Here is a 24112-nt window from a genome sequence, read left to right as displayed (position 1 = left end):
GACTCGAGGATGGAAGACGATGCAACTGTCGGGCACCGACCTGACTTACGTTCTCCTCGGCCTGGGTGCCTTGGGTGCTGCGGCGCTGCCCGCGCTTGTGGCCAAGCGCCCCCTCTCCGCTCCCATGGTCTTCCTCGCACTGGGCTTCGTCGTCTTCCAGTTGCCGGTCGACCTTCTGCCCCGACTGCACCCTGTGTCAGGAGGTCCTGCAGTCGAGCACTTCACGGAGGTCTGCATCGTGGTCGCCCTGATGGGCGCCGGGCTCGCCATCAACCGCCCCTTCGGATGGCGCTCCTGGCTCACCACCTGGCAGCTGCTGGGCATAGCCATGCCCCTCACGATCCTCGCCACCACCGCGGCGGGGTGGGCCCTGGGCTGGGCCCCGGCCGTCTCCCTGCTGGTGGCGGCAACCCTCGCCCCCACAGACCCCGTGCTGGCCGGCGAGGTACGGGTCGGAGAGCCGACCGACGCGGAATTCGATGAGGACGAAGCGCGCTTCGCCCTCACCAGCGAGGCCGGCCTCAATGACGGCCTCGCTTTTCCCTTTGTCCTGGCCGCTCTGGCTCTCTCCGCCACCACAGCCACCGGCTGGTCAGCCGCGTGGATCGGGCACTGGGCCTGGTACGACGTCCTGACCCGCATCGCCCTCGGCACCGGCATCGGTATCACCTTCGGCCGCCTCCTCGGCTGGCTCTTCTTCCGAGCCCGCAGCAAGGCGCTCAGGCTGTCCGAACACAGCGAGGGCTTCGTCGCCCTCGCCGCCACCTTCGCCTCCTACGGCCTGGCCGAACTCGTCCACGGCTACGGCTTCCTCGCCGTATTCGCCACCGCCGTGACCATCCGCACCGCGGAGCGCGCCCACGGCTACCACCGCGTGATGCACTCCTTCATGGACCAGATCGAACGCCTGCTCACCGCGGCCATCCTGTTCCTCGTCGGCGGCTTCGTCGCCCAAGGCGGCCTGACGGCGTTGACCTGGCAAGGCGCGACACTCGCCCTCCTCTTGCTCCTGCTCATCCGCCCGCTCATCGGCTACCTCTCCCAGCACCCAACCGCCGGAGCGCGACGCGAGCGCATAGTCACCGCCTTCTTCGGCATCCGCGGCATCGGCTCCTTCTTCTACCTCTCCTACGCCCTGGAGCATGGCCACTTCGCCGCCCCCGCCGACGAACTATGGGCAACCGTGATCTTCACCGTGCTTCTGTCGGTTTTCCTCCACGGCACCTTGGCCACACCTGTCGTTGCCTACCTCGACCGACGCCACCGCCGCACTGGCGAGTCAACGGGCGACACGCGAAGCGAATCGCCCGCCTGATCGACCGTTCCGCACAGGCTTGGGGTTGCGACGGTCATGAACCAGAGCACACGGCCGGCCCTGCTGGCCTCCGCCTCCTAGACCGGCGCCTTGTCGTTGATGGTCGCCGGCATCGGCGCGGTCGGCGTCCTGCTGGTGGGCTTCTGCATCGGAATCCCCCGCTCTTCCCGACGCCGGATGTCCACATCACCGCTCCAAGCCAGGCGGGCGCGCCATGATCTGACCGATGCCGCGCCCGGCGGCGACGTAGATGTCGAGGCCTACGGCGGCTCAGGTACCGCCTCCTACTCCTGCGTCTTCACCAGGGGCTGACACGAGCGTCCTCACGAGGGGTCGGCGCATCGTCCGTCACGCCTCGTGCGACGATCCGCCGGCCCACCTGCCGACGGTCGTACCGCCACGGGGCGACAGCCGGAAAAAGGGGCCGCCGACGAGGCTGTCTCCCGGGTGGTCCGAACTGCCGTCGAAGCGCTGTACGGACACATCCACCACCGAGTGCTCGCCGAGGTCGATGTTCTGCGGTACGGGCAGGGCGGCGTGCCCCTCGGACCCGAGCACTCCCGTGGAGACGAGCTTGCTGTGCGTGCTGTCCATGAGCCATATCTTCACCTTCGTCGCACGATCTCTTCAAGGCCCTGTGCGGCACGCATCTCCATGCGCCTGACGGCCCCTCAGAACGTTGACATGGTGTCCCCTCTTGTCGCCAGAGCGCTCCCCCGCGACAGTCACTCCATCGCCAAAGAAGCGCTCATTCCACCGGCCTCTTCTCGCGCCGGTCTCGAGTGCACTGCCGAAGGAGTCACCGTGTCCGAAGCCGCGCATCCTCCCCCTCCGGCCCACTGGCGCGACCCGAAACGCCCTTACTGGCTGATGGGGCTCGCGGTGCCAACCCTGCCGTTCCAGGCAGGCGGCCTGGCAGCCGTCAGCGGCCTCGACGTCTTCTGGTGGTGGGGACCCTTCTTCGCCTTCGTGCTGCTGCCGCTCGCCGACCATCTCATCGGCGACGACGGCAGCAACCCACCGGACACCGCCTACGCCCGGCTGGACGCGGATCGCTACTACCGCTGGTGCACCTACCTCTACCTCCCGCTCCAGTACGGCGCCCTGGTGTGGTCGTGCGCGCGCTGGGCGGACGGCGGTCTCGGCCCCGCCGCGGCCCTGGGCCTGACCGCCACCACCGGAGTGGTCGCGGGAGTAGCGATCAACACCGCGCACGAACTCGGCCACAAACGTGAGCACCTGGAGCGCCTGCTCAGCCGCGTTGCCCTGGCGCAGAGCTTCTACGGCCACTTCTACGTCGAGCACAACCACGGGCACCACATCCGCGTGGCCACCGCCGAAGACCCGGCGAGTTCCCGCATGGGGGAGAGCTTCTGGAGATTCCTTCCCCGGGCCGTCGCCGGATCCCTGGCCTCGGCCTGGCGGCTGGAGGCGCGGCGCCTGCGGAGGCGAGGTCACCGAGTGATCGGCCGCCGCAACGACGTGCTGACCTCCTGGCTGACTTCGCTGACCCTGTTCACCGTGCTGGCCGCGGCATTCGGCCCCGACGTTCTTCCCTTCCTGATCGGCCAGGCCGTGCTCGGCTTCTCCCTTCTCGAAAGCGTCAACTACCTGGAGCACTACGGCCTGTTGCGAGAGCGGCGGCCTGACGGCCGCTACGTCCGGGTGGCTCCCCGGCACAGCTGGAACAGCGATCACACCGTCAGCAACCTGTTCCTCTTCCAGCTCCAGCGCCACTCCGACCACCACGCCAACCCACTACGCCGCTACCAGACCCTGCGCCACTTCGACGAGGCTCCCCGACTGCCCTCCGGATACGCCACCATGATCATGCTCGCCTGGATTCCGCCGCTGTGGCGCCGTGTCATGGACCCGAAGGTGCTCGTCCACTATGGCGGGGACGTCACCCGAGCCAACCTCGCTCCCGCCGCGCGAGCCCAACTGCTGCACCGCTATCCGATCGGTGTCAGCACGGCGAGCACGGCCTGAGTGATCCGTTCCGGAACGGGCTCGGAGTCATCCGCAGGAAGCAGCATGTGGCTGAGCGTCAGGCGTACCGCGACATCAGCGGCGTCGGCCGTCCGCCAGGCACCTTCCGTCGGGTCCCGGTCCGTCAGCCAGGCTTCCAGCAGAGAGCGGGCCGAGTCGAAGATCGGATCCGGGCGGCTCGCCAGAAAGGGCAGCAGGCCATCCGTGCCATGGCGTGCAGCCCGCAGAACCGCGCTGATCAGCGGGTTGTCGACGCTCTCGTTCAGCGCGTGGAACACAGCCCCGACAAGGCAGGTCGCCACGTCGTGGCCCGGGCGTTCCAACGCCTCGGCGACTCCCCGCAGGAAATGGTCCGTCTCCCGGCGTACGAGAGCGCGCGCAATGCCCGCTCGGTCACCGAACTCCTTGTATATCGACGGCCGGGACACCTCGGCCCGCTCGGCCAGGTCCGCCACCCTCACCCGGTCCCAGCCCCGGACCGAAGCCAGTTCTGCGGCGGCCGCCAGCACCTGCTCCCGCATCTGGCGACGCCAGGCCACGCGAGGCGGATCCACGCACATTCCGTCAGGCTGCGGTCCGGGATCACCCTGCGTCATGGGTGCGGACTCTACCGGCAAAAGTGTTGTGCCTGGCGGGCCCGTTCGTCTTCTGCTGCAACAACCGCACACCAGAACAGCCGTAGGTTCTTGTCCAAGGATGTATCGCATGCGACACGACGGGTCCGACAGGACCGACTCGTTTCCGGTCCACCGCACGGTCGATGCAGCCCGCGACGGGGATGCCGAGGCCCTCGAACGGCTCACCGCAGGCGTCCTGCCACTGGTCCGCAACGGCGGCGGAGAGCGACCTCGACGTCGACGACATCGTGCAGGACACCATGGTCGCGGTGATCCGCGCGCTCCCGGACCTGCGTGACACGGCGAAGCTCCGCTCGTGGCTGGTGGCCATCGCCGTCCGCCGGTGGACACCGCCGGGTCGGGCCTCGCGAAGGACGCAGCGGCGCCCCCGGGAGTTGCGGAACTGTTCACAGGGGTGAGGCTGGGAGAAAGGAGCGGTCGCGGGGCGGCGCCGTGCGGAACAGCGGGGAGAGCCGCCCGGCCCGGATCCTTCGTAGAGGAGGGAGGCATGATGTCCGCGAAGAAGAAGCTCGCCAAGGGCGACAAGGTTTCGTGGAAGAGCCACGGAAGAAAGGTGGCCGGTACCGTGAAGCGCGAGGTGACCGACCGCACGGAGGCAGCCGGTCGCACGGTCGACGCTTCCGACGCCGAGCCGCAGTACGAGGTCGAGAGCGACAAGACGGGACGCACGGCCGTGCACAAGCCGGGCGCCCTGCACAAGAAGCGCGGTCACTGACCGCACGGTCACTCCGTGGGCGGGCGATTCGGCGAACAGGTCCCGTGTGGCGTCCGTCCACCGCAGGTCCACGCCGTGCAGATCGCCGGCTGACGGTCAGCGTGCTCGCGCGCATGGGCGAGGGTGCCGCGTAGGGCGATTCCCGTCGCGCCGCCCCACCGGGGCAGGCTAGGCGGAGCGGACTTCCTCTGCCGTGGGCCGGACGCCTCGGGATGTGACGAGCCGCGCGCTTCCTTCGGCCAGTTGGTAGGCGAGGCCGACGACGCCGGTGTCTCCGGCGGCCACCTGATCGGCCAGGGTCCGTGAGCGCTCCATGAGTACGTCGACCGTGTGCTGTATGTGCCTGTCGATCACGTCGCGATCCGTGGTCAGACCATCGGCGCGAGCCGCGAGAACGCTGGGAGTGACCCGCTCGACGATGTCCCGGATGTAGCCCGAGACCTGGGCTCCGCTTTCCACGGCGGCGCGGGCGGCCGCGACGGCGCCGCATGAGTCGTGACCGAGGACCACCACCAGTCGGCACTCCAGGACGGCCGTGCCGTATTCGATGCTTCCGAGCACCTCCGGCCCGAGCACATGGCCGGCGGTGCGGACCACGAAGAGGTCCCCCAGGCCCTGGTCGAAGATGATCTCGGCGGCGAGCCGTGAGTCGGAACAACCCAGCAGTACCGCGAAGGGCTTCTGCGCGGGTGCCAGTTCGGCCCGTCGGGCGGCGTCCTGGTTGGGGTGTCGTGGGGTCCCGGCGACGAATCGTCGGTTCCCGGCGAGCAGGGCGTCGAGCGCCTGGACGGGAGTGACGGGAGTAGATGCCATGCCCCACTCTACGAAGGCCGACGGTGGGGTGGCGACGGGCTGTCCGCTGCTCCGCGGGCCCGGATTCCGGGACCCGGCGCTGCTCTGGATACCTCCGTCCGCCTCACCCGGTCCTGCCCGCACGCCAGCCGCTCACTCGACCGGTCGTGCCCGGGTGGGCGGGGGACCGTCCCGCTGGTCGACTGGGGAGACCTGCCATCCACCGAGAGGACTGGACGTGCGCTCCTCCCTGCGTCTCACGTGTGCTCTGGCGGCGACGGCGGTGCTGACGTTCCCGTGTGCCGCCGCGCGAGCCGCTTCCGTGCCGTCGACCGACGCGGCCTGCACGGCTCCGACCGGGCCCTACCAGCGCGACCTGGAGCAGTACCTCGGCCGCCCGGTGGACGGACGACAGTCCGAGGCCGACTGCCGGGCCGTCCGTGCCTTCCAGACCAAGCACGGGACGGCCCGACGGGACGGTTACGCCGATCTCGGGACCTACCGCGCCACCGTGGTCGCGGCGGCGGGAACGAACCCGAACGCCGCCGGCAGATGCCCGGTGCGGTCCTACCGGGTGACCTGCGTCGACATGGACCGGCAGATCCTGTGGGTACAGACAGGGAGCTCGGTGCGCTTCGGGCCGGTTGCCATCCGCACCGGCCGCGACGCGCAGGAGACCCGGCCGGGCTGGCACGCGATCTATCTGCGCAACCGCGACCAGGTCTCCACGCTCTACGACAACGCGCCCATGCCGTACTCGCAGTTCTTCGACGGTGGCCAAGCTCTGCACGGCCATCCCGGTGACCTCTACGACGGCGGAGGCTCGGCGGGCTGCGTCAACCTCACGGTCGCCGACGCCGCCGTCCTGTGGGATCTCCTCGACATCGACGACGCCGTCTACGTGTGGGGTGTCAAACCGGGCACCGGCGCCTGAGGTCACGGGACCGTCGGCCCCGACCGGTGCCGGCCGGGGCGAGCGGCACCGCTCATCCCGGCCGGGCAGATCAGCCCTTGCCGCCCTTGGGGGGCTCGCCTCGCGTGTTGGACAGCTCGACCGTGACGTCGTGGCTGCCTCCATCAAGGGTGTAGGGGCCGCTCACCGGGTTCCTGGGCAGGACGTAGCCCTCCGGGACGGCGGTTTCCTGGAGGTAGTACTGGCCGTACTCCAGGCCGTCGATGACGCAGATGCCGCGGGTGTCGGTGGCGCAGGCCGATCCGATCTTCGTATCCGGGTTCTGGCCGCGGGTCTGGAGGCTCCGGACTCCGTTGGTCTCCTCCCACACCTGGAACACCGCGCCGGGCAGCCGGCGCCCGTTCTTCGCGTCCGTCTTGTGGATCACGATCCTGCCGGGGACCGGCGGGGCCGGAGTCTTGGTGTCGTTCGCGCTGACCGTGACGCCCTGGGACGCGTTGGCCGTGGTCAGCACCAGCGGCCCGAACACGGCGGGGTCGGGGAGGTCGTAGCCCGCGGGGGCTTTCGTCTCCTGCCAGTAGTAGGTGCCGGTCTCCACCTCGCGGGAGCAGACGCCGTCGGCGCCGGTTGTGCAGGTGTCACCGACCTGGGTGTCGGGGTCGGTTCCGGTCGTCTGAAGACCTGTGGTGCCGTTCGTCTCCTTCCAGAGAGTGAACTGTGCGCCGGGCAGTACCGCGCCGCTCTGCGCGTCCTTCTTCACCACCCGCACGCTTCCGGTGGCACTCGGCGTGGGCGTCGCGTCGCACTGGAGCTGGGCGTCGAACGGGAAGTAGTGGATCTCACCGGCGTTCACCGGGCCACCGCCCGAGCCGCCGGAGAGCGGTCCCACGACGAGCTCGCGGGTGATGATGTCGCCCTCGATGTTGGAGGGGTCGAGGTCGGTGAGCTTGGCGCGGGGGGCGTAGATCGTGCCCTCCAGCGAGTCGCCGTCCGCGATGGTGATGTCGGTCGCGTCGGCGAAGTTCCACAGGATGTACGGCGCCTGAGTGCCTGATACGCCGGCCATCGTCGGCGTGTGCCAGGTGAACGAGCCGTTCGTGCCCGTCGTGTCGACACTGATCAGCAAGGGGGTGTCTGCGGTCGGCGGGTCCAGGAACGTCAGGACGTCGATGTTGTTCAGCTGCTCGCCCGTCAGCCGCAGGACGTTCGCCCGGCCGGACGTCAGAGCGATCTTGATGTTCGAGCCGGGGGGAACGACGTCCTGGTCGGGCAGGGCATCGCCGTTCCCGTCGAGCAGGGTCACGTTCGCCGCGCACCCGGCCATGGTGTCGGAGCGGTCGCGGTAGGTGGAGAACAGCGACGCGAAGTCCATCAGGCCGGACTGGGCGACGGAGGCCGTCGGCTGCTGTGTGTTCAGTTCGATGCGGGGCGTGGAGTCATAGCCCGCGCCGGTGGCCACCACGTGCGTGTTGACGCTGGCGCCGTTGCCGTCCCGGTCGAGGGCCGTGCTGCCCGTCATGTCACCGATCTTGACGTAGCCGCTCTGGAGCACCTTGAGCACGCCCGACGGAGTGCTGCCCGGGTAGTCGACGGCCCCTCCGACCAGCAGGGCGGTGGGACGGGCGCCGCCCGGCGCTGTGAACGTCCCCGCGGTGTTCAGAGCGACGTTGTAGCCCGCGCCGTAGGTCAGGTTCCCGCCGACCGCCACCGGACCCTCGGCCTCGGTACTGCCGAGCGTCGCGTCGCCCTCGGTGACCACGCCGAAGCCGTTGCTGCCCGCCACTGGGTTGCCGATGTCCACGGGGGCGCGGCCCGCGGCCAGAGCGGGTCCGACGGCCAGCAGGGTGACGGCCAGAGTGCAGGTGCAGGCGACACCGACCCCGGTGAGAGCGGCCGGGGCCTGGAATCGGCGAGCCGTAAGGCCCGAGTTCAGTAGTTTCTTCACAAGAGTGAAATTAGCAACGGTATGCGCTGAGTCTCCGCAGCCGCGCCCCTGGTGGTCATCGCGTCGCGGCTCTGGTCCGCCCCCGCATCACGCTGATGGCCCCGGGCGAACGGCACCTCCCGGTAGGCGCTGTTAGCGTCCACATATGGGTGCATTGGAACTTTTCGAGCGGGTAAGTGCGAGGCCGGTGCCTGAGTGGGAGTGATCAAGGATCATCCCGAGCTCGCCATCTTCCTCTGTCTGGGCGCCGGTTACCTGGTCGGCAAGCTGCGGATCGGCCCGATCACCCTCGGCGGCATCTGCGGAACGCTCATCGTCTCGCTGCTGCTGGGTGCCTGGACCAAGGTGCAGGTCAGCGACGACGTGAAAACGGTCTTCTTCGCGATCTTCATCTTCGCCCTCGGCTACATGGCCGGCCCGCAGTTCTTCGACAACCTGAACAAGAAGAGCCTGCGCTTCTTCGCCCTGTGCGGCATCGAACTCGTCTGCGTGGTCGGGATCGCCCTCGGCATCGCCCAGGCTTTCGATCTCGATGTCGGCACCGCTTCCGGCATCCTCGCCGGTGCCGCGACCGAGTCGGCCGTGGTCGGCACGGCGACCGAGGCCATCGGCAACCTGTCGAACCTGACGTCCCAGCAGATCTCCACCTATCAGGGGCATGTGGCGACCGCCTATACGGTCTGCTACCTCTTCGGCCTGGTCACCATCGTGATCTACACGAGCCAGCTCATGCCCATGCTGCTGCGCATCAATCTCGCCGACTCCTCACGCGCGCTCTGGCAGAAGATGCGGGGCGGCGGCGGGGGCCTGGCCTCCGACGAACGGGAGGCGCTGCCGGGCATGGTCGGGCGCACGTTCCTCGTCACCACGGCGGACGGTCTGCCGGTCGCCGATCTGGAACGGCATCTGGGAGGGCGGGTCACCGTCGAGGCGGTCAAGCGGGGGAGCAAGGTACTGACCCCTCCGCCACCCGACTTCACGCTCACCCTCTCGGACCTGGTGCTGGCGGTCGGCCGCAGGGCCAACATCATCGAAGCCGGACGCCTCATCGGTCCGGAGACACCGGCGGTCCCGGGGCTGGACACGGCTCTGGCCACCACCCAGGTCTCGCTCACCGACAAGTCCGTAGCGGGCCGGACGCTCGACACGCTCAACCGCGAGCACCCCGAGTTCACCACGAACGGTGTGTACGTCACCGAGGTGCAACGAGGTGACCAGGTGCTGCCCGCCTCACCCGAGACCGAGGTGCGGCGCGGCGACGTACTGACACTCGTCGGGGCACGTTCCGGACTGGGACGGCTGGTGGCGAAGATCGGTTCCGTCGTGAAGAACGACACCACGGACTTCGTCTACCTCGGCGCGGGCATCACGGCCGGCTCACTCCTCGGCCAGGTCGTCGTCACCTTCGGGGACGTCCCGCTGTCGCTCGGCACCGGTGGAGGCTGTCTCGTCTCCGGACTGCTCTTCGGATGGTTCAGGTCCCGCAGCCAGACGTTCGGTGCCTTCCCGCCGCAGGCGGCCACCACCCTGAAGGACATGGGTCTCGCGGTCTTCATCGCCTGCACAGGTCTCGTCTCCGGCCCCCAGGCGTGGCCGCTCCTGAAGGAGTACGGGGCACTGCTGCCCTTCGCCGGCATCGCGATGGTCGTCGTCCCCGCCACCGTCTCCCTGATCGTCGGCCGCCGGTTCCTGAAGATCGAGCCGCCCCTCCTCATCGGCGCGATCGCGGGCCAGCAGTGCTCGACCCCGGCGATCACCTCGGTGACACAGGTCGCGCAGAGTTCGGTTCCCATGCTGGGCTACACGATCACCTACGCGCTGTCGAACTTCCTGCTGCCCCTGACCGGTCCGCTGCTCGTCGGAATCCTCGGGACGTGAGAGGACAGCCCGCGCCATGATCGACTTCCTGAACCGGAACATCTTCCAGCCCCATCCGGAACTGCTCGTCTTCATCGCCGTGGCCCTCGGCTTCCTGCTGGGAAAGATCCGCTACCGGGCCATCGCCCTGGGGTCGGTGACGGGATGCCTGGTGGCTGGACTGCTGCTGGGCGCCCAGTTCGAGGTCTCGATCGACGCGACCGTGAAGAATCTCTTCTTCACGCTGTTCCTCTTCGCGCTCGGCTACAAGGTGGGCCCGCAGTTCTTCCGCGGTCTGAAGAAGGACGGCCTGCCGCAGGTGGTCAACGCCCTCGTCGTCTGTGTGACCGGACTGCTCGTCTCCTGGGGATTCGCGGTCATGCTCGGCTACGGTCCCGGTCTGTCCGCAGGCCTCCTCGGTGGGGCATTGACACAGTCCGCGGTCATCGGTGTGGCCCAGGACGCCATCGGTAATCTGCCGGGCCTGTCGTCGGGACAGGTGAAGAGCGAGTCGAACCTGGTCGCGATCGGCTACGCGGTGACTTACCCGCTGGGCACGATCCTGTGCGCGCTGCTCCTCGCCAACGTCCTGCCCAGGCTGTACGGACGTGACCTGGCGGCCGAATCGGCCGGCCTCGCGAAGGAACTGGACGCTCCCGCCGACGATCCCGACCTTGCCGAGGGCTACTACGAGGTCGTCCTGCGCGCCTACCGCCTCGACCGTCCCGAACTCGTCGGGCGGACCATCGACGACTTCGAGAACCAGCAGCGGGAACTCGGGCACCGCATCTACATCACCCGCGTCCGGCGCGAGGGCACCGTCCTCGACCACGACCAGCAGACCGTGCTGCGCCCCGGCGACGTGCTCGCCGTCAGCGCGCTGCGCGGCGCGCTCGTCGACTTCGACCCCCGCACGCACATCGGCGCGGAAGCCGACGACGTCGAACTTCTCGGATACCAGACCGAGTCGCTCCATGTGGTCGCCTCGGAGAAGGGCCAGCTCGGACGCACCGTCGCCGACCTACGGCGCGAACCCTTCATGGTAGGTGTCTACATCGACAAGCTGTACCGCTCGGGAGCGGAGTTCCCCTACCGTCTCACCACACAGCTGGAACGGGGCGACACCGTGATCCTGACGGGCCCCAAGAGACTGGTCGATCCGGCGGGCAGAGCGATCGGCAAGCCGGTCCCGACCTCGTTCGCCACCGACATGCTCTGGGTGGGTGTAGGCGTCTTCCTCGGCGGCTGCATCGGCATCCCCGCCCTGACCGTCTCCGGTGTGCCCATCTCGCTCTCCACCTCCGGGGGCGCGCTGATCATGGGACTCGTCTTCGGGTGGATCCGCGGCAAGTACCCGACCTTCGGGAACGTCCCGCCCGGAGCCCAGTGGTTCATGGACACCCTGGGCCTGTGCCTGTTCGTCACCGTCGTCGGCATCAATGCCGGACCGAGCTTCACGAGCGGCCTGGCGTCGGCCGGCTGGGGGCTGCTCCTGTGGGGTGCGGTCGCGACGGTGATCCCGCTGATCGTCGGCTTCCTCTTCGGCCACTACGTGCAGAAGATCCGCTTCCCGATCCTGATGGGCGTGCTGGCCGGCGGCCAGACCACCACCGCTGCGATCGGCGCGATCAACGAGCAGTCCCGGTCCCAGATCCCCACCCTCGGCTACACGATCCCCTACGCGGTCGGAAACGTGCTGCTGACCATCTGGGGTGCCGTGATCGTCATCCTCAACCACTGACGCCGATCAAGGAGTTCCGTCGTGCCCAAGACCACATTCACGCGTGCTGAGATCAAGACCTTCGCCCAGCTCTCCCCGTTCGAGCTCAAGGACAAGTTCATCGACATCGCCCGGGCGGTCCAGGCGGACGAACCCGGGCAGAAGGATAAGAGCCAGGTCCAGATGCTCAACGCGGGGCGCGGCAACCCCAACTGGACGGCGACCGGGCCACGCGAGGCCTACCATGCCCTCGGATACTTCGCCATCTCCGAATCACGCAGGGTCTGGACGGCGGACAACCTCGGCGGAATGCCCGAAGCGGCGGGCGCCGGCGCCCGCTTCGACGCGTTCGTCCGCCAACAACCGGGTCTCCCCGGAATCGAGTTGCTGCAGAAGTGCGTCGAATACGCCGTCGGACGGTTCGGTTTCGACAAGGACGCCTTCGTCCACGAACTGGCCGACAGCTCCATCGGCGACAATTACCCGGTGCCGGACCGGATCCTCGCCCACACCGAGCAGATCGTCCGCGGATACGTCAACGACGAACTCTTCGACGGTCGGCCGCCAGCCGGGAACCTGTCGCTCTTCGCCACCGAGGGCGGCACGGCGGCGATGTGCTACATCTTCGACTCGCTGACGAAGAACGGGATCCTGAAGAAGGGCGACCGGATCGCCCTCATGGTGCCCGTGTTCACCCCCTACATCGAGATCCCCGAGCTCGACACCTACGAATTCGACGTCGTCCGCGTCGAGGCCTCCCTGTTCGCCGAGACGGGCGTGCGGGAGTGGCGCTACCCGCCGGAGGAGGTCGCCAAGCTGGAGGACCCCGCGGTCAGACTCCTCTGCCTGGTCAACCCGTCCAACCCCCCGTCCCTTGCGCTGAGTGAAAGGGTCTCCGACCAGATCCAGGAGATCGTCGCGACCAAGAACCCCGACCTGATGATCGTCACGGACGACGTGTACGGGACCTTCGTCCCCGGCTTCCGCTCGATCGCGGCCGACCTGCCGCACAACACCTTGCTGGTGTACTCGTACTCGAAGCACTACGGCGCCACGGGCTGGCGGCTCGGCGTCATCGGCCTCGACGACGACAACGTGATCGACCGCATGATCGCGGCGCTCCCGCAGGCCGAGCGGGACCGGTTGGACAAACGGTACGGGACCCTCTCGCTGGAGCCCGGCAAGATCCGCTTCATCGACCGGCTGGTGGCCGACTCACGGCAGGTCGCGCTCAACCACACCGCCGGCCTGTCACTGCCGCAGCAGGTGATGATGTGCCTGTTCTCCCTCTTCGACATGCTGGACGAGGGCCAGGCGTACAAGAACCTGGTGCGGGGCATCGTGCGACAGCGGCTCGGCCTTCTCCTCGAAGGCGCGCACATGAAGATCGCCGAGGACCCGAAGCGCGCCGCCTACTACATCGAACTCGACCTGCTCGCCGAGGCGGAGCGCAGCTACGGACCGGACTTCGCCGCGTACCTGGAGGCCACCTACGAACCGGTCGACCCGCTGTTCCGCCTCGCGGAGCAGACCCACGTGGTGCTTCTGAACGGTGGAGGCTTCGACGGCCCGCAGTGGTCGGTTCGGGTGTCGCTCGCCAACCTCGACGACCTGGACTACCTGAAGATCGGACATCACCTGCGCGCCATCTTCGACGACTACGCGCAGGAGTGGCGGGATTCCCGTCCGAGCTGATCCGCGGCAGTCGCGCGGGAGCTCGGTGACGCCGCCCGATGAGGTGCAGCGCGCACGACCGGGCTCGTTAGGCTGGAGAAACACCGCGTGGTCCATCGCGGTCAGGTCCGGTCGAGCGAGCGGCCTCCGCTGAGGGGAACTCCATGGAACACCCGCCGGGCAGCCCTGAACGTCGGCCGGCCGGCCACACACAGCCGTCCGAAGCGCCCTTCTCGCACCCTCCGGAACAGGAGGCCCTCTTCGACCTGGACGGCGCGGGGTCCGTGCGCACCACGGCCGGGAGCCTCCGCGACAGTCCGGTGGCGCGGCGGCTGCTCGACGTACGGGAGGTGTACGCGGAGCCGGCGGCGCTGGATTCTCCGCGAGGCCGGCAGATCATGGCGCGGCTGCCGACGGCGCGCGTCGTCGAGATCCCGAGCCACTGGGGCATCCCCTCCCTCCACGGGAACGACGGCAACGTCGAGCGCTGGGTCCGTGTCAAGACGGAGACCCTCGTCCTCGGCGTCAAGCGGACGCTCTCCACCCGGCCCAACGGCAGGTCCGCCGACTGGATCGCTCCCGGTGCCTCCAACGGCTGTGCGATGGCCTGCGCCTACTGCTACGTGCCCCGACGCAAGGGCTACGCCAACCCCATCACGCTGTTCACCAACATCGAGGCGATCACCGCGCACGTGGAGCGGCATGTGCGACGCCAGGGTCCCAAGACGACGCCGAACCAGTGCGATCCGCTCGCGTGGGTCTACGACATCGGTGAGAACGGAGACTGCTCCGTCGACGCCCTGATCTGCGACAACACCGCGGACCTGATCTCCGTGTTCCGACGCCTGCCGACGGCGAAGGCGTCCTTCGCTACCAAGTTCGTCAACCGCGACCTCCTCGGGCTCGACCCGCAGGGGCGGACGAGGATCCGGTTCTCGCTCATGCCCGAGCGCGACGCACGGCTCCTCGACATCCGGACGAGCCCGGTGTCCGAGCGGGTCTGCGCGGCGGGCGACTTCGTTGAAGCCGGATACGAGGTCCACTTCAACCTCTCGCCCGTCGTCCTGAGGGACGGCTGGCAGCGGGACTGGGCCGAACTGTTCACCCGGCTCGACGACGTCCTTCCCGCACGTGTCAAGGAACAGGCGGCAGCCGAGATCATCATGCTGACCCACAACCAGGCGCTCCACGAGGTCAACCTGGGCTGGCATCCGCGTGCCGAGGACGTCCTGTGGCAGCCGGCCGCGCAGGAGTCCAAACGCTCACAGAACGGTGCGCTCAACGTCCGGTACGCACGGGAGGTCAAGCAGCGGGCACTGGCCCGGATGCGGGAACTGCTCGCCGCCCACGCGCCCTGGCTGAGCGTCAGATACGCGTTCTGACGGGGTACGGCGACCGCCCGAGGTTCACTCCGAGGCGCCGGAGTCGGGTGGTGCGAAGAAGTCGAGCGTTCCGGTGGCAGCGCAACGGCCGATCCCGCCCGCGCCAACACCCACCTCGCCGCGCTGCTCCTGGTGGACACGGATCCGGCTGGCCTCGTGCGCCAGTGGTCGGCAAGCGCCGCTGAATCCGTTGACTTCCAAGGTGCCGGTCGCCGTGCTCGTGCCGTGGAAGGATATGCCGAGGCTGGGCCTGGGAGCGCTCCCAAAGTACGGTGTGAGGCGCTCGGTCGCCCCAAGAAGCGATGGTCAGGTCAGGCCGGGCGGGTCCGTACCGCCGTACCCGAAGGGAACGACCGTGAAGGCAGTGACCGAGAGCATCACCAAGAACCGGCAGTCGGTCCGGACGCTGCGGGCGATGATCGAGCGATCATGCGGAGCCGCCCAGGTACCGGAGGGCGACGACTTCGCCGAAGAGATCACGCACGGCTGGTTCAACGTGGTCTACCGGATCCGACTCCGCGACGGGCAGCGGGCGGTGCTGAAGGTCGCGCCTCCTCCGACGCGACGCCTCAACGCGCGACTTGTCCACCTGTGTATGCCTGCCGGAGAAGGCGTACGGTGTCTGTTCGCCCGGGAGTCGTACGAGGAGGTGCTGCGGGTGCTGACCAGCGGCATCCCGGGCAGCGGGGCCCTCGCGCGGGTGAACCGGTCGTCGTTGTGCCGGGCTCGCGCCCGCCTCGGCGAGGACGTGTTGGAGACCGTGTTCCGCCAGGTGGCCGGCCCGCTCGCCACCCCGGCCACGCCCGGCGCATGGTGGCGAGGTCTGCGGCTCCTCGCCCTGGATGGCACGCAGTTCGATCTTCCGGATTCGACGAGTAACGGCGACACCTTCGACGGCCCCTCCGCCACCGGCGGTGTGCCCTTCGGCATCCCCCAGGTCAGGGCGGTGGTCCTGGCCGAGGTCGGAACGCACGGAGTCCTCGATGCCCGCCTCGGCGGTTACCGCGACGGAGAACGCGGCCTCGCTTACCCGCTGGCCGGCTCCACCGGCCCCGGCGACCTGGTCATCGCCGACCGCGGCTTCTGGTCGGTCGAGTTCGCTCACGTCTTCACCATGGCGGGCGCGGATCTGCTGGTCAGGCTCCAGTCCAACCATCTCGGCACCGTCCAGGAGGAACTTCCGGACGGCTCGTACCTGTCGATGGCGCGACCGGGCAAGGAGGTCCGGCTCCGTGCCGCCCGGGAAGGCCGGTCCCTGCCCAAGTACGTGATCTACCGGGTCATCACCTTCGCCAAGGACGACAAGGTCGCCTACCTGGGCACGACACTGCTGGACCCCGAGCAGCACCCGGCCGCTGAGCTCGTCGCGCTCTACCGGGAACGCTGGGAGATCGAGCTCGCCTTCGACGAGATCGCCGTCCACCACGCAATCCGCCAGTTCGCCCGCACAGCAGCGCTCGCCCGCCCAGCCGTGGACGCCGACCGCGTCTCCTACCTGAAGTGCGTCCGCATCGTCCGGCGCAGCATCCCGTCCCAGCTCGGAGCAACCACCGCCAAGCTCGCCCGCTCCCTCACCGAGGCCGGACGGGAGGCACGGAGTCGCCTTCTTCCGGCCCGGCGCAATCGCGACTGCCCTCGCGCGATCAAGAAACCGAACCGCTGGCCCGTCCTGAGAACCCGTGCCAGACGCGGCACGGTCCAGCCTGGCCGATGGGCCCACAACCCAACCTCGAAGGCGAAGAGCAGCCGCAGGGCCGGTCGACCAGCGCTGAAGGGAACGCAAGCTGTGTCACCGCCCTGACCACGTCATTTATCCCTGAGACCAGGCGGCGACCGTCTCCTATGCTCTGGCAGTGGACGGATATCAGGGCCTGACGGCATTGATCGAATCGGCCTGGGAGGAGCTGAACGGCTCCGATGCGGGCCGCCGGGACCTCTGCCTCGATGTCGTCAGCGACGTCCTGGAGACGGGCCGTCTGACGCCGGACGACGCAGTGCGGACTGTCGAGCGCCTCGTCATGGTCGCGCTTTCTGACGAGGGCTACCCGGTGCGGGAGTCCGCGCTGCACGCAGCCTGCACCGCCTCCACGCACTACGAACTTCCCTACCGGGTGGTGGAGCCGCTCGCCGTCGGTGCGGATGTCTTCGAACCCTTGCTCCTGGACTACGTCCTGGCCATCCTCGGCTCGACTCACGACCAGGCGGCTCTGTCGATCGTCGAGCGGTTCCTTCACCACCCCCACCCCGAGGTGCGCAGGGAGGCGGCAGAGGCAGTGAACGAACTGCGCTGGAGACGGGAGTCCACCCAGGGAGAAACGGCCCAGTAGCTCCGGGGCTCAGGCGGCTCGGTCGTAAGGCAACTGCATTGGCCGGCGAAGGCCCCTGGTACCACGCTGCCCAGCCCCAACCCTGTGCCCTCCAGCAAGGGGAAGCCCCGCGCCGCGGCTTGCCTGCGTCGGTCCTAGGGAGGCCGTGACCCGCAGGCGCCCGACAACCTGCAGCAGAGCTCTACGGGCCAAGCGAGACCTCTGACCGCCAGGACCGTCTCCCGCACACTTTCGAGGCCGAGCGTTGGCAGTGGGGGAGGGGACTGCGTCAGCTGCAAGTGATGGTCAGGGAGGTGACCACGGTGCACGTTCGAGTCGCCGTGTCGTTGCCAGGGTTGTCGTCGGTGGGACTGCTGATCGTTCGTGAGGCCGTGACGTTGTAGGGCAGACCCAGGGTGAGCAGGCCGACGGGAACGGTGAAGCTGCGAGTGGTGTGGCTCCCTGATGGCAGGGCCCCGAGCGTGCAGGTGACGTGGTTGCCAGCCGGAGTGCAGGAGCTACTGGTGGCGGTCATTGGTCCGGGCAGGATGGCGGTGAAGGTCGCGGACGTGACCGCTAAGGGTCCGTTGTTGGTGATGGTGATCGTGTAGTCGATGTGTCCGTTGAGGAGGCCGGGGACGCCCACCGCGGTCATTGTCGCGCCGAGGTCTGCCTTGGGAGGCGCTGCGACCGCGATCCCGGCCGGGCGGCTGCCTACTACGGCAGTGGAGGCGACGGTGCCGGTGGCGGTGTTGATGACCGTGACCGTGTTGGTGTTGCTGTTGGAGACGTAGGCCTTGGTGCCTGCTGGGTTGAACACGGCCTCCTCCGGTCCGGAGCCGGTCGGAACCGTCGCGGTAACGGCGCGGGTGACAGCGTTGATGAGCGAGACCGTGTTGCTGTCGTGGTTGGCGACCTGGATCCGCGTGCCGTCGGGAGACACGGCGATGCCGTGGGGGGCGATGCCGACAGGGATGGTCGAGGTGACGGCGTGGGTGGCGGTATTGATGATCGCGATCGAGCCGCCGTTGACGAGCGCGACGTAGGCCTGCGTGCCGTCCGGACTGAAGGCGACGCCGTAGGCGTGGGCTGGGAGCGGGATGGTGGAACTGACCGTGTCGGTCGCGGTGTTGATCACGTAGAGCGTGTTGGTGTCGCTGTCGTTGGTGACGTAGGCCTGCGTGCCGGTCGGGCTGACGGCCACGTCGATCGGGCGCATGCCGACGGCAAGGGTTGAGGTGACAGTGTTGGTGGCGGTGCTGATCACGGAGAGGCTGTTGTCGCCAAGGTTGGTGACGTACACCTTGGTGCCATCCGGGGTGACGGCTACGCCGTAGGGGAGGGCACCGACTGTGACCGTGGCGGTCACGGTTCCGGTTGCAGTGCTGATGACGGAGACCGTGCCCCCATCCGTGTCGGTGACGTACGCGGTAGTGCCGGCCTGATTGACGGCCACGCCGTGCGGCGTGCCTCCCACAGCGACGGACGAGCCGGACTCGTCATCCGTGCCGTCGATCACAGCGACACTGCCGGCGCCGCTGTTCGCAACGAGGACAATTGGACCGACTGGCGTCGCCGCGGCGGCATTGCCCGTGTCGAGTCCGCTCACCGCACCAGCTAAAAGTGCAAGGCCCACCAGGATGCTGGAGAGAACGTTGCGTGGTCTGCCGTGCACTGGTCGAGCAGGTAACGTCGAGAACACTGAGGCCCCCTTCTGCGAGCAGGCACCAGACCGGTGGAACCTGGCGGCCCGCGAATCTGACAGCAGTTCCGCTCACACGGTCCCACCACTGACGTTCTTCCGACAGAACCCCGCCTCTGCCCGCAAGCAAGCCCTGTGCCCGCGTCGGCCCGCATGCTGGCAACAGCGTTCATGGGTGGTCGTACCGCGTGGGTGACGAACCGTGGCCCAGCGTCGGGACGTTGATCTCATCTGTCGAACGAGGGAGTGGGAGGGCAGTGCTTCTTGTTCCGCCACGAGTCGGTCAGTTTCTGGAGAGCCGCCGGAGGGACCTGAGGATTGGCGGCCAGCGCCTGCCAGACAAAGGGGGTACCGACACTGTGCGAGACGCCCCAGGGTCATCAACGAAGAAGGAACCGGTCCCTCGCGCTACCTGAGGCCCTGTTCGAAAAGAGGACCTGGTCAGTCGACAGGATGGCGAAACGGCTGAACGTCGGACACGTCAAGGTCTGGTCGGACTCGCACCAGCCGCACAGGGTGGCGCCACCGGCCTCCCGCGTCCAAGGAGATGTCGCCGCTCACCTCGGCCACCATGCTCGGCTCGACGAGCTGAACGTCGAGCGTCTCCGTGCTGCCCCAGCCCGCCGAGAAGCGGCGCCCTGCCCGCGGATGCCCTCCCGCCTGCAAACGGAGCATGCGTCCGACGTCGGCAGCAGGCCCACTCAATGAGGGTCTCCGCCTTCGCGATCTCGTCCTTCGTGCGCGACCTCAGGAGCAACTGTTGTCGATTGCGGAGACTCGAATCTGTCCGTTCTCCGTGTGATTGATGTGCAGTTGTGATGCGTATCATGCATACAAATTAAGTCAACTGGCCTGATAACCATGCAAGTCAGGCAATGTCAGGCGATAGGTTCCCTGTGACCTTTCTTGATCTTTTCTAGGGGGAACCTTGTCGCGTTCACGCGCGAAACTCTTGGCCTCGGCAAGCGCCGGGGTCGCCGCACTCACTGTTCTCAGCACCGCCCCGCAAGCCCACGCTTCCGCTCCTGCAGAGGCATGCAGCCTCCTCTACAACTCCCGCATCACGTACTGGGGGATGACGTGCGGCCAGCCAGGGGAGCCAATGATCGGCAGCTTCGCAACATGGCGCAACGTGCCGATCACCTTCGATCAGGTCGATACCGGATCGGCGACCGTGCAGGTCGGCAACTACCTCCGTGTGAGCCCGAACACGTCCGGCAGTCCGCTAGCCGCTCCCAACATCGAGATCGGCCTCTACGCGGAGAAGACTGGGAAAGCCACGCACACCTACGGGCCGCGATGGACGGAAATGACCACGAGCGGCGGGCGAACGACCGCTATACGGGCCGGGGTCAACCCGACGAAGGCAGACAAGCGCAACCACACGTACATGACGGTCCGCCAGGACAGCGGTAATCAGTGGGATGTTCTCTACGACTTCAACAAAGTCGGTTCCACCACCAAGCAGCTCAAGGTGGTGGGCGGCAACACCAACCGGGTCGACGTCGGCCTTGAGGTATCGGGGCCGAAGTATGTCGATGTCCCCTCCATCGCCAACCGGATGCAGTTCATGACCGGCAACAAGGCGTGGCAGCAGGTGGCAACCGGCAACGTAGCCAAATCGGTCACGCTCCCGGCGTGCAGCACGACCCACAAGCCGCCGAGCTGCTTCACCACGAAGATGACCGACAACAGCAAGTTCACCCAGTGGACGGTGAGCAAGCCCCGCAGACAGGCCGCCGCCACGGCATCCCCACCCAGCACGCCGGACGCCCGGACACACCCCGCCGGCACTCTCCCGCCCGATCTGCCCGCCACATTCAACGGCGTGGACCAGGGCGCCCTGCAGTCCTGCCTCGAAAACGACGCTGATGACTGCCTCGCCAGCGTGCCCGGCCTGTCGGAGTGCGTGGTCACCGTGCGGGTCTGCAACGCCGCCGCGCTCGCTGCCGGCCGCCCGGCCGAAGACCCAGCAGCCGATGCGGACGTATCCGCCGCCAACCTCCGGGAGCGGGCTGCCGCGGCCTTCGACGTCCCGGGCGACGACGTCGACGTAGAGCCGCCCTCGTCGTCACCCGCTGGGCTGACAGCCGCCCCGCGCGCGGTCTCCGGCGACGCTGACGACGTCTGGACGGTCTCGTCCCCCCGCTCCACTCCTGGCCTGCAGCGAGACGATCACCGATTCGCGGGATTCACGGCCCGCTACAGCCCGCGCACGGGTGCACTGGTGGACGCGTGCTGGGGCGAACTCTGCGATGTTCCGTGACCACTTCGAGCCCCCGGTTCCCTGAAGCCTCCCCATGCCCGCAAGGAGTTCACCGGTGACCATAAGCGCCACCTTCATTCGTCTGGCCCGTGGAACCGCCACCGCCGCAGCCGTGGCGGTTCTCATGGCCGCCACCACGTCTGCTGGCCACGCCGCGCCCGCAGGAAACGACCCGACCCCCCAGGCGGCCACCAGGTTCGTCGATGCCGCGTCCCTGCCCGCTAAGAGGTCCTAACAAAGGTGTTGGACGTGCCGGTGGGTGATCAGGCAGGTGGCGAGGCCGAGGAAAGCCTCGTGGATGTCGTCGCGTCGTTCCCAGCGGATCCGCAGTCGTCGGAAACCGTGCAGCCAGGCGATCGTGCGCTCTACTACCCAGCGGAAAATGCCCAGGCCGGAGCCGTGTTCGACGCCTCGTTCGGCGATGACCGGGCGGATGCCGCGGTCCCAGAGCAGGCGGCGGTACTTGTCGTGGTCGTAGCCGCGGTCGGCGAGCAGGGCATCGGGTCTGCGTCTGGGTCGGCCGACGACGCCTGCCACGGCCGGAATCTTGTCCAGCAGAGGCAGCAACTGCGTGACGTCGTTGCGGTTTCCGCCGGTCAGCGACACCGCGAGCGGGATGCCCTGGGCGTCGGTGACGACGTGGTGCTTGCTGCCCGGCCGCGCGCGGTCGACCGGGCTGGGTCCGCTTTTGGGCCTCGCCGAGCGGCCCGGACGTGGGAAGAGTCGATCACCGCCCGCGACCAGTCCAGCCTGTTCGCAGCCCGCAGCCGCTTCAGCAGCACCAGGTGCAGCGCGTCCCACACACCGGCCTCGTTCCACGCGGCCAGGCGCCGCCAGCAGGTCATGCCCGAGCCGAAGCCCAGTTCCTGCGGCAGGTACTCCCACTGGATGCCCGTATGCAGCACGAACAGGATCCCGCACAAGGCCTGCCGGTCCGGCACCCGCGGTCTGCCCTCCACCAATTTCGGAGCGGCCTCGGGCAACAACGGCTCGATGAGCGACCACAGTTCATCCGAAACGATCCACGGCCGCGACTGACGCTTCCCCACGACCAGACCAACGAACGCTGAAGCCGAAAGTCACATGATCAACAGCTTCTGTTAGGACCTCTAAGGACCTGCGAGGTCTGGGCAAGCCCCTTCCGTACACCCAGTACGCCCGGTCCCACCATACGAAGTCCGCATCGCTCACAGCCGCGCCGGTAGCCGCTCCTGACGACGAGCAAGACCTGCGCCAGGAATGCGCGGCACACGCGGCACAGGCCAAAGCCGCAGCCGGATGGATCAAGTCGCGGTTCGAGAGCTGCCAGAAGCGCCCCTTCGACCTGGTCCTGCGAGATATCAGAGGCACCACCAGCCTGGGCCGCCTCAAGTTCGACCAGTGGGTTCTCGGCTTCGCCTACGACGGCAGCCGACGAGTCGACTACCTCGCCAGCATCGAGAACATCATCGTGCAGCCCCTCCCCACCGAGGACGCCACGAAGTGGCGGCTCGGCCAGCACTTCCGCCAGACCATCAACGCCTCCACAAGCGACCCGGACCCCCAGGTCACCACGCCGCAGACCACCGAACGCGACGAGTTGCTCGGCGTCTGGGACAGCCAGCCGCACTGGAACCTCTCCTACACGTCCCCGGACAAGGGCCCCCTGTACGACCAAGGCAACCAGCAAAGGTCTTCTCGACCGTTTCGATGGACCTCAGCGCGAGCTCTCCCAACGCCGCGCCCTTCACCGAGGGCGGCAGCGTCTACACCTCCAGCGTCCGTTACGACTATGCCGGAAAGATCGGCGGCAAGTTCCTGGGAACCGTCTTTACCCAGGCCCGGGTGGAACTCGTGCTGAGCCAGAAAGATCCGGCGGTCAACGAGAGCGCGCTGCACATCTACGACGCCCTCAACCGACCGGAACGTACCTTCCCCTCTTGGCCGGGCAAGACCGTACCGGGAGTGAAGGAGCCCCTGCACCGCCTGGTCGACAAGGAGAAGCAGAAGAAGAACCGGACCCGATCTATCAAGGAATGCGAGAAGGTGTGGGGGGACTACAAGGGAACGGATCTCCAGTGCGACGAGTACCCGTACGCCTCCACCAAGGAGGGCTCGAACAAGGGTGACAACCGGTTCTCCGTCCGGCTGATCGATGGCACCGACAACGAGACCGGCGGTCGCAGGCTCGACCAGATGTACACCCTCAACCGGATCCTCGACGGCGACGCCTTCTACATGAAGATCACCAACTAGCAGAAGGGCAGCGGCACCATGGCGCTCCTGGCCGAATACAGGTGCAAGGCCACACCCGGTCGCCGTGTCGTCGAGATCTACGACGCGGACGCCTATCTCAGTGACGACGACGCCATGGCCGCCGCCCGCACCCAGGTGGTAGCCGGCAACGGCTACCACCTGTACATCCAAAGCCTGCAGCCCGACATCGACGTCGAGGTCGCCATCCGGCTCTGGGACAGCCCTCCCCCTCCTCCTGCTGGAGCCGAGGGCTCGGTTTCGGTCAGCATCGAGTCGGAGACGGCGATTCTCGTGGTGAACCAACTGGAATACGGCCCCGCCGGCGAAATGTCCCTCCCCCGCTCGGGTGTCTACACCGGGCACGCCTGGGGGGAAAACCGCCAGACGACCGGGGATTACTACCAGACGACCCTCGACCGCCCCACCGATGACACCTTCGAGGACGACCTCACCGAGGCGTGGAACAACCCCCCAGTGACCGAGCGCTACGTCCTGGACCTCGCCTACAGCCGTGCCTCAGAACCCAGTGACGACGAGCTGTAAGCCCGGATGCTGAAAGAAAACCGCCGCAGGACCGTTAGAACGAAGATCCGAGAGACGGATGGTGTACGGGAAACGGCATCCGATACCCCGTGAACTGGACCTATGGAGGATCGGGCTCAC

General features: G+C 67.8%; 20 protein-coding genes. 14 read left to right on the top strand and 6 right to left on the bottom strand.

Features of this window, described 5'->3' with window-relative positions:
- The first annotated feature begins 19 nt into the window (after window positions 1–19).
- On the top strand, window positions 20–1315 hold the full coding sequence (locus B0675_RS27160) for a cation:proton antiporter (protein WP_179165449.1): 1296 nt from the start codon (window positions 20–22) through the stop codon (window positions 1313–1315).
- 348 nt (window positions 1316–1663) lie between these two features.
- Here the strand turns inward: B0675_RS27160 and B0675_RS27155 are convergent, their stop codons facing one another.
- Entirely contained in the window at window positions 1664–1909 is a 246-nt protein-coding gene (locus B0675_RS27155) for an anti-sigma factor (protein WP_081222241.1), read from the bottom strand.
- A gap of 210 nt (window positions 1910–2119) precedes the next feature.
- Here B0675_RS27155 and B0675_RS27150 point away from each other — a divergent pair, with 210 nt between their 5' ends.
- On the top strand, window positions 2120–3304 hold the full coding sequence (locus B0675_RS27150) for an alkane 1-monooxygenase (protein WP_241540018.1): 1185 nt from the start codon (window positions 2120–2122) through the stop codon (window positions 3302–3304).
- Here the strand turns inward: B0675_RS27150 and B0675_RS27145 are convergent.
- Window positions 3268–3900 carry a TetR family transcriptional regulator gene (locus B0675_RS27145; protein ID WP_179165448.1) on the bottom strand — a complete coding sequence of 211 codons (633 nt, stop codon included), beginning with the start codon at window positions 3898–3900 and terminating at the stop codon, window positions 3268–3270. The genes B0675_RS27150 and B0675_RS27145 overlap by 37 nt on opposite strands.
- 164 nt (window positions 3901–4064) lie before the next feature.
- Between B0675_RS27145 and B0675_RS27140 the strand changes: the two genes are divergently transcribed.
- Together B0675_RS27140 and B0675_RS27135 are read left to right on the top strand one after the other, a co-directional pair.
- Window positions 4065–4340 carry a sigma factor gene (locus tag B0675_RS27140; RefSeq protein WP_241540017.1) on the top strand — a complete coding sequence of 92 codons (276 nt, stop codon included), beginning with the start codon at window positions 4065–4067 and terminating at the stop codon, window positions 4338–4340.
- A 92-nt stretch (window positions 4341–4432) separates the two neighbouring features.
- The gene (locus B0675_RS27135; protein WP_081223907.1) at window positions 4433–4657 is read left to right on the top strand and encodes a DUF2945 domain-containing protein; all 225 of its coding nucleotides are present in this window, start codon (window positions 4433–4435) and stop codon (window positions 4655–4657) included.
- A gap of 168 nt (window positions 4658–4825) precedes the next feature.
- On the opposite strand, the gene B0675_RS27130 is transcribed toward B0675_RS27135, so the two are convergent.
- Window positions 4826–5470, bottom strand: coding sequence for a carbonic anhydrase (locus tag B0675_RS27130; RefSeq protein WP_081222239.1), 645 nt, complete (start codon window positions 5468–5470; stop codon window positions 4826–4828).
- Window positions 5471–5732: 262 nt separating this feature from the next.
- Here B0675_RS27130 and B0675_RS27125 point away from each other — a divergent pair, with 262 nt between their 5' ends.
- Window positions 5733–6383, top strand: coding sequence for a L,D-transpeptidase (locus B0675_RS27125; protein ID WP_241540098.1), 651 nt, complete (start codon window positions 5733–5735; stop codon window positions 6381–6383).
- Between the two features lie 70 nt (window positions 6384–6453).
- Here the strand turns inward: B0675_RS27125 and B0675_RS27120 are convergent, their stop codons facing one another.
- On the bottom strand, window positions 6454–8307 hold the full coding sequence (locus B0675_RS27120; RefSeq protein WP_081222237.1) for a choice-of-anchor A family protein: 1854 nt from the start codon (window positions 8305–8307) through the stop codon (window positions 6454–6456).
- Window positions 8308–8502: 195 nt separating this feature from the next.
- On the opposite strand from B0675_RS27120, the gene aspT (B0675_RS27115) reads away from it, so the two are divergent.
- From aspT (B0675_RS27115) to B0675_RS27090, 6 genes are all read left to right on the top strand, one after another.
- On the top strand, window positions 8503–10185 hold the full coding sequence (gene aspT / locus B0675_RS27115; protein ID WP_081222236.1) for an aspartate-alanine antiporter: 1683 nt from the start codon (window positions 8503–8505) through the stop codon (window positions 10183–10185).
- A gap of 16 nt (window positions 10186–10201) precedes the next feature.
- A complete protein-coding gene (gene aspT, locus B0675_RS27110; RefSeq protein WP_081222235.1) occupies window positions 10202–11905 on the top strand; it encodes an aspartate-alanine antiporter in 1704 nt (567 codons plus the stop codon).
- Window positions 11906–11926: 21 nt separating this feature from the next.
- The gene (locus B0675_RS27105) at window positions 11927–13579 is read left to right on the top strand and encodes a bifunctional aspartate transaminase/aspartate 4-decarboxylase (protein WP_081222234.1); all 1653 of its coding nucleotides are present in this window, start codon (window positions 11927–11929) and stop codon (window positions 13577–13579) included.
- Between the two features lie 143 nt (window positions 13580–13722).
- Window positions 13723–14940, top strand: a complete 1218-nt coding sequence (locus tag B0675_RS27100) for a spore photoproduct lyase family protein (RefSeq protein WP_081222233.1) — start codon at window positions 13723–13725, stop codon at window positions 14938–14940.
- A gap of 364 nt (window positions 14941–15304) precedes the next feature.
- Window positions 15305–16741: an IS4 family transposase gene (locus B0675_RS27095; RefSeq protein ID WP_143661123.1), complete on the top strand. Its 1437-nt coding sequence runs from the start codon at window positions 15305–15307 to the stop codon at window positions 16739–16741.
- Between the two features lie 52 nt (window positions 16742–16793).
- On the top strand, window positions 16794–17267 hold the full coding sequence (locus tag B0675_RS27090) for a hypothetical protein (RefSeq protein ID WP_081222231.1): 474 nt from the start codon (window positions 16794–16796) through the stop codon (window positions 17265–17267).
- Window positions 17268–17535: 268 nt separating this feature from the next.
- On the opposite strand, the gene B0675_RS27085 is transcribed toward B0675_RS27090, so the two are convergent.
- Entirely contained in the window at window positions 17536–18855 is a 1320-nt protein-coding gene (locus tag B0675_RS27085; protein WP_143661122.1) for a beta-propeller fold lactonase family protein, read from the bottom strand.
- A gap of 1195 nt (window positions 18856–20050) precedes the next feature.
- Here B0675_RS27085 and B0675_RS27075 point away from each other — a divergent pair.
- The gene (locus tag B0675_RS27075; protein WP_081222228.1) at window positions 20051–21214 is read left to right on the top strand and encodes a hypothetical protein; all 1164 of its coding nucleotides are present in this window, start codon (window positions 20051–20053) and stop codon (window positions 21212–21214) included.
- Window positions 21215–21445: 231 nt separating this feature from the next.
- Here the strand turns inward: B0675_RS27075 and B0675_RS27065 are convergent.
- Window positions 21446–22269 (bottom strand): IS5 family transposase gene (locus tag B0675_RS27065; RefSeq protein ID WP_241540097.1). Its coding sequence is split into 2 segments (ribosomal slippage): window positions 21446–21906 and window positions 21906–22269, totalling 825 coding nucleotides; the frame shifts between segments, so codons are not numbered across the junction.
- Between the two features lie 634 nt (window positions 22270–22903).
- Here B0675_RS27065 and B0675_RS42205 point away from each other — a divergent pair.
- Complete coding sequence (locus B0675_RS42205; RefSeq protein WP_241540016.1) at window positions 22904–23449, top strand: NucA/NucB deoxyribonuclease domain-containing protein; 546 nt, start codon at window positions 22904–22906, stop codon at window positions 23447–23449.
- Window positions 23450–23467: 18 nt separating this feature from the next.
- Window positions 23468–23992: a hypothetical protein gene (locus tag B0675_RS27055; RefSeq protein WP_081222226.1), complete on the top strand. Its 525-nt coding sequence runs from the start codon at window positions 23468–23470 to the stop codon at window positions 23990–23992.
- The last annotated feature ends 120 nt before the right edge of the window (window positions 23993–24112 follow it).

Origin of the sequence: Streptomyces sp. M41(2017) (genome assembly GCF_002078175.1) — a bacterium.
Lineage (GTDB): Bacteria > Actinomycetota > Actinomycetes > Streptomycetales > Streptomycetaceae > Streptomyces.
This window is presented reverse-complemented; position numbering and strand designations above follow the sequence as displayed.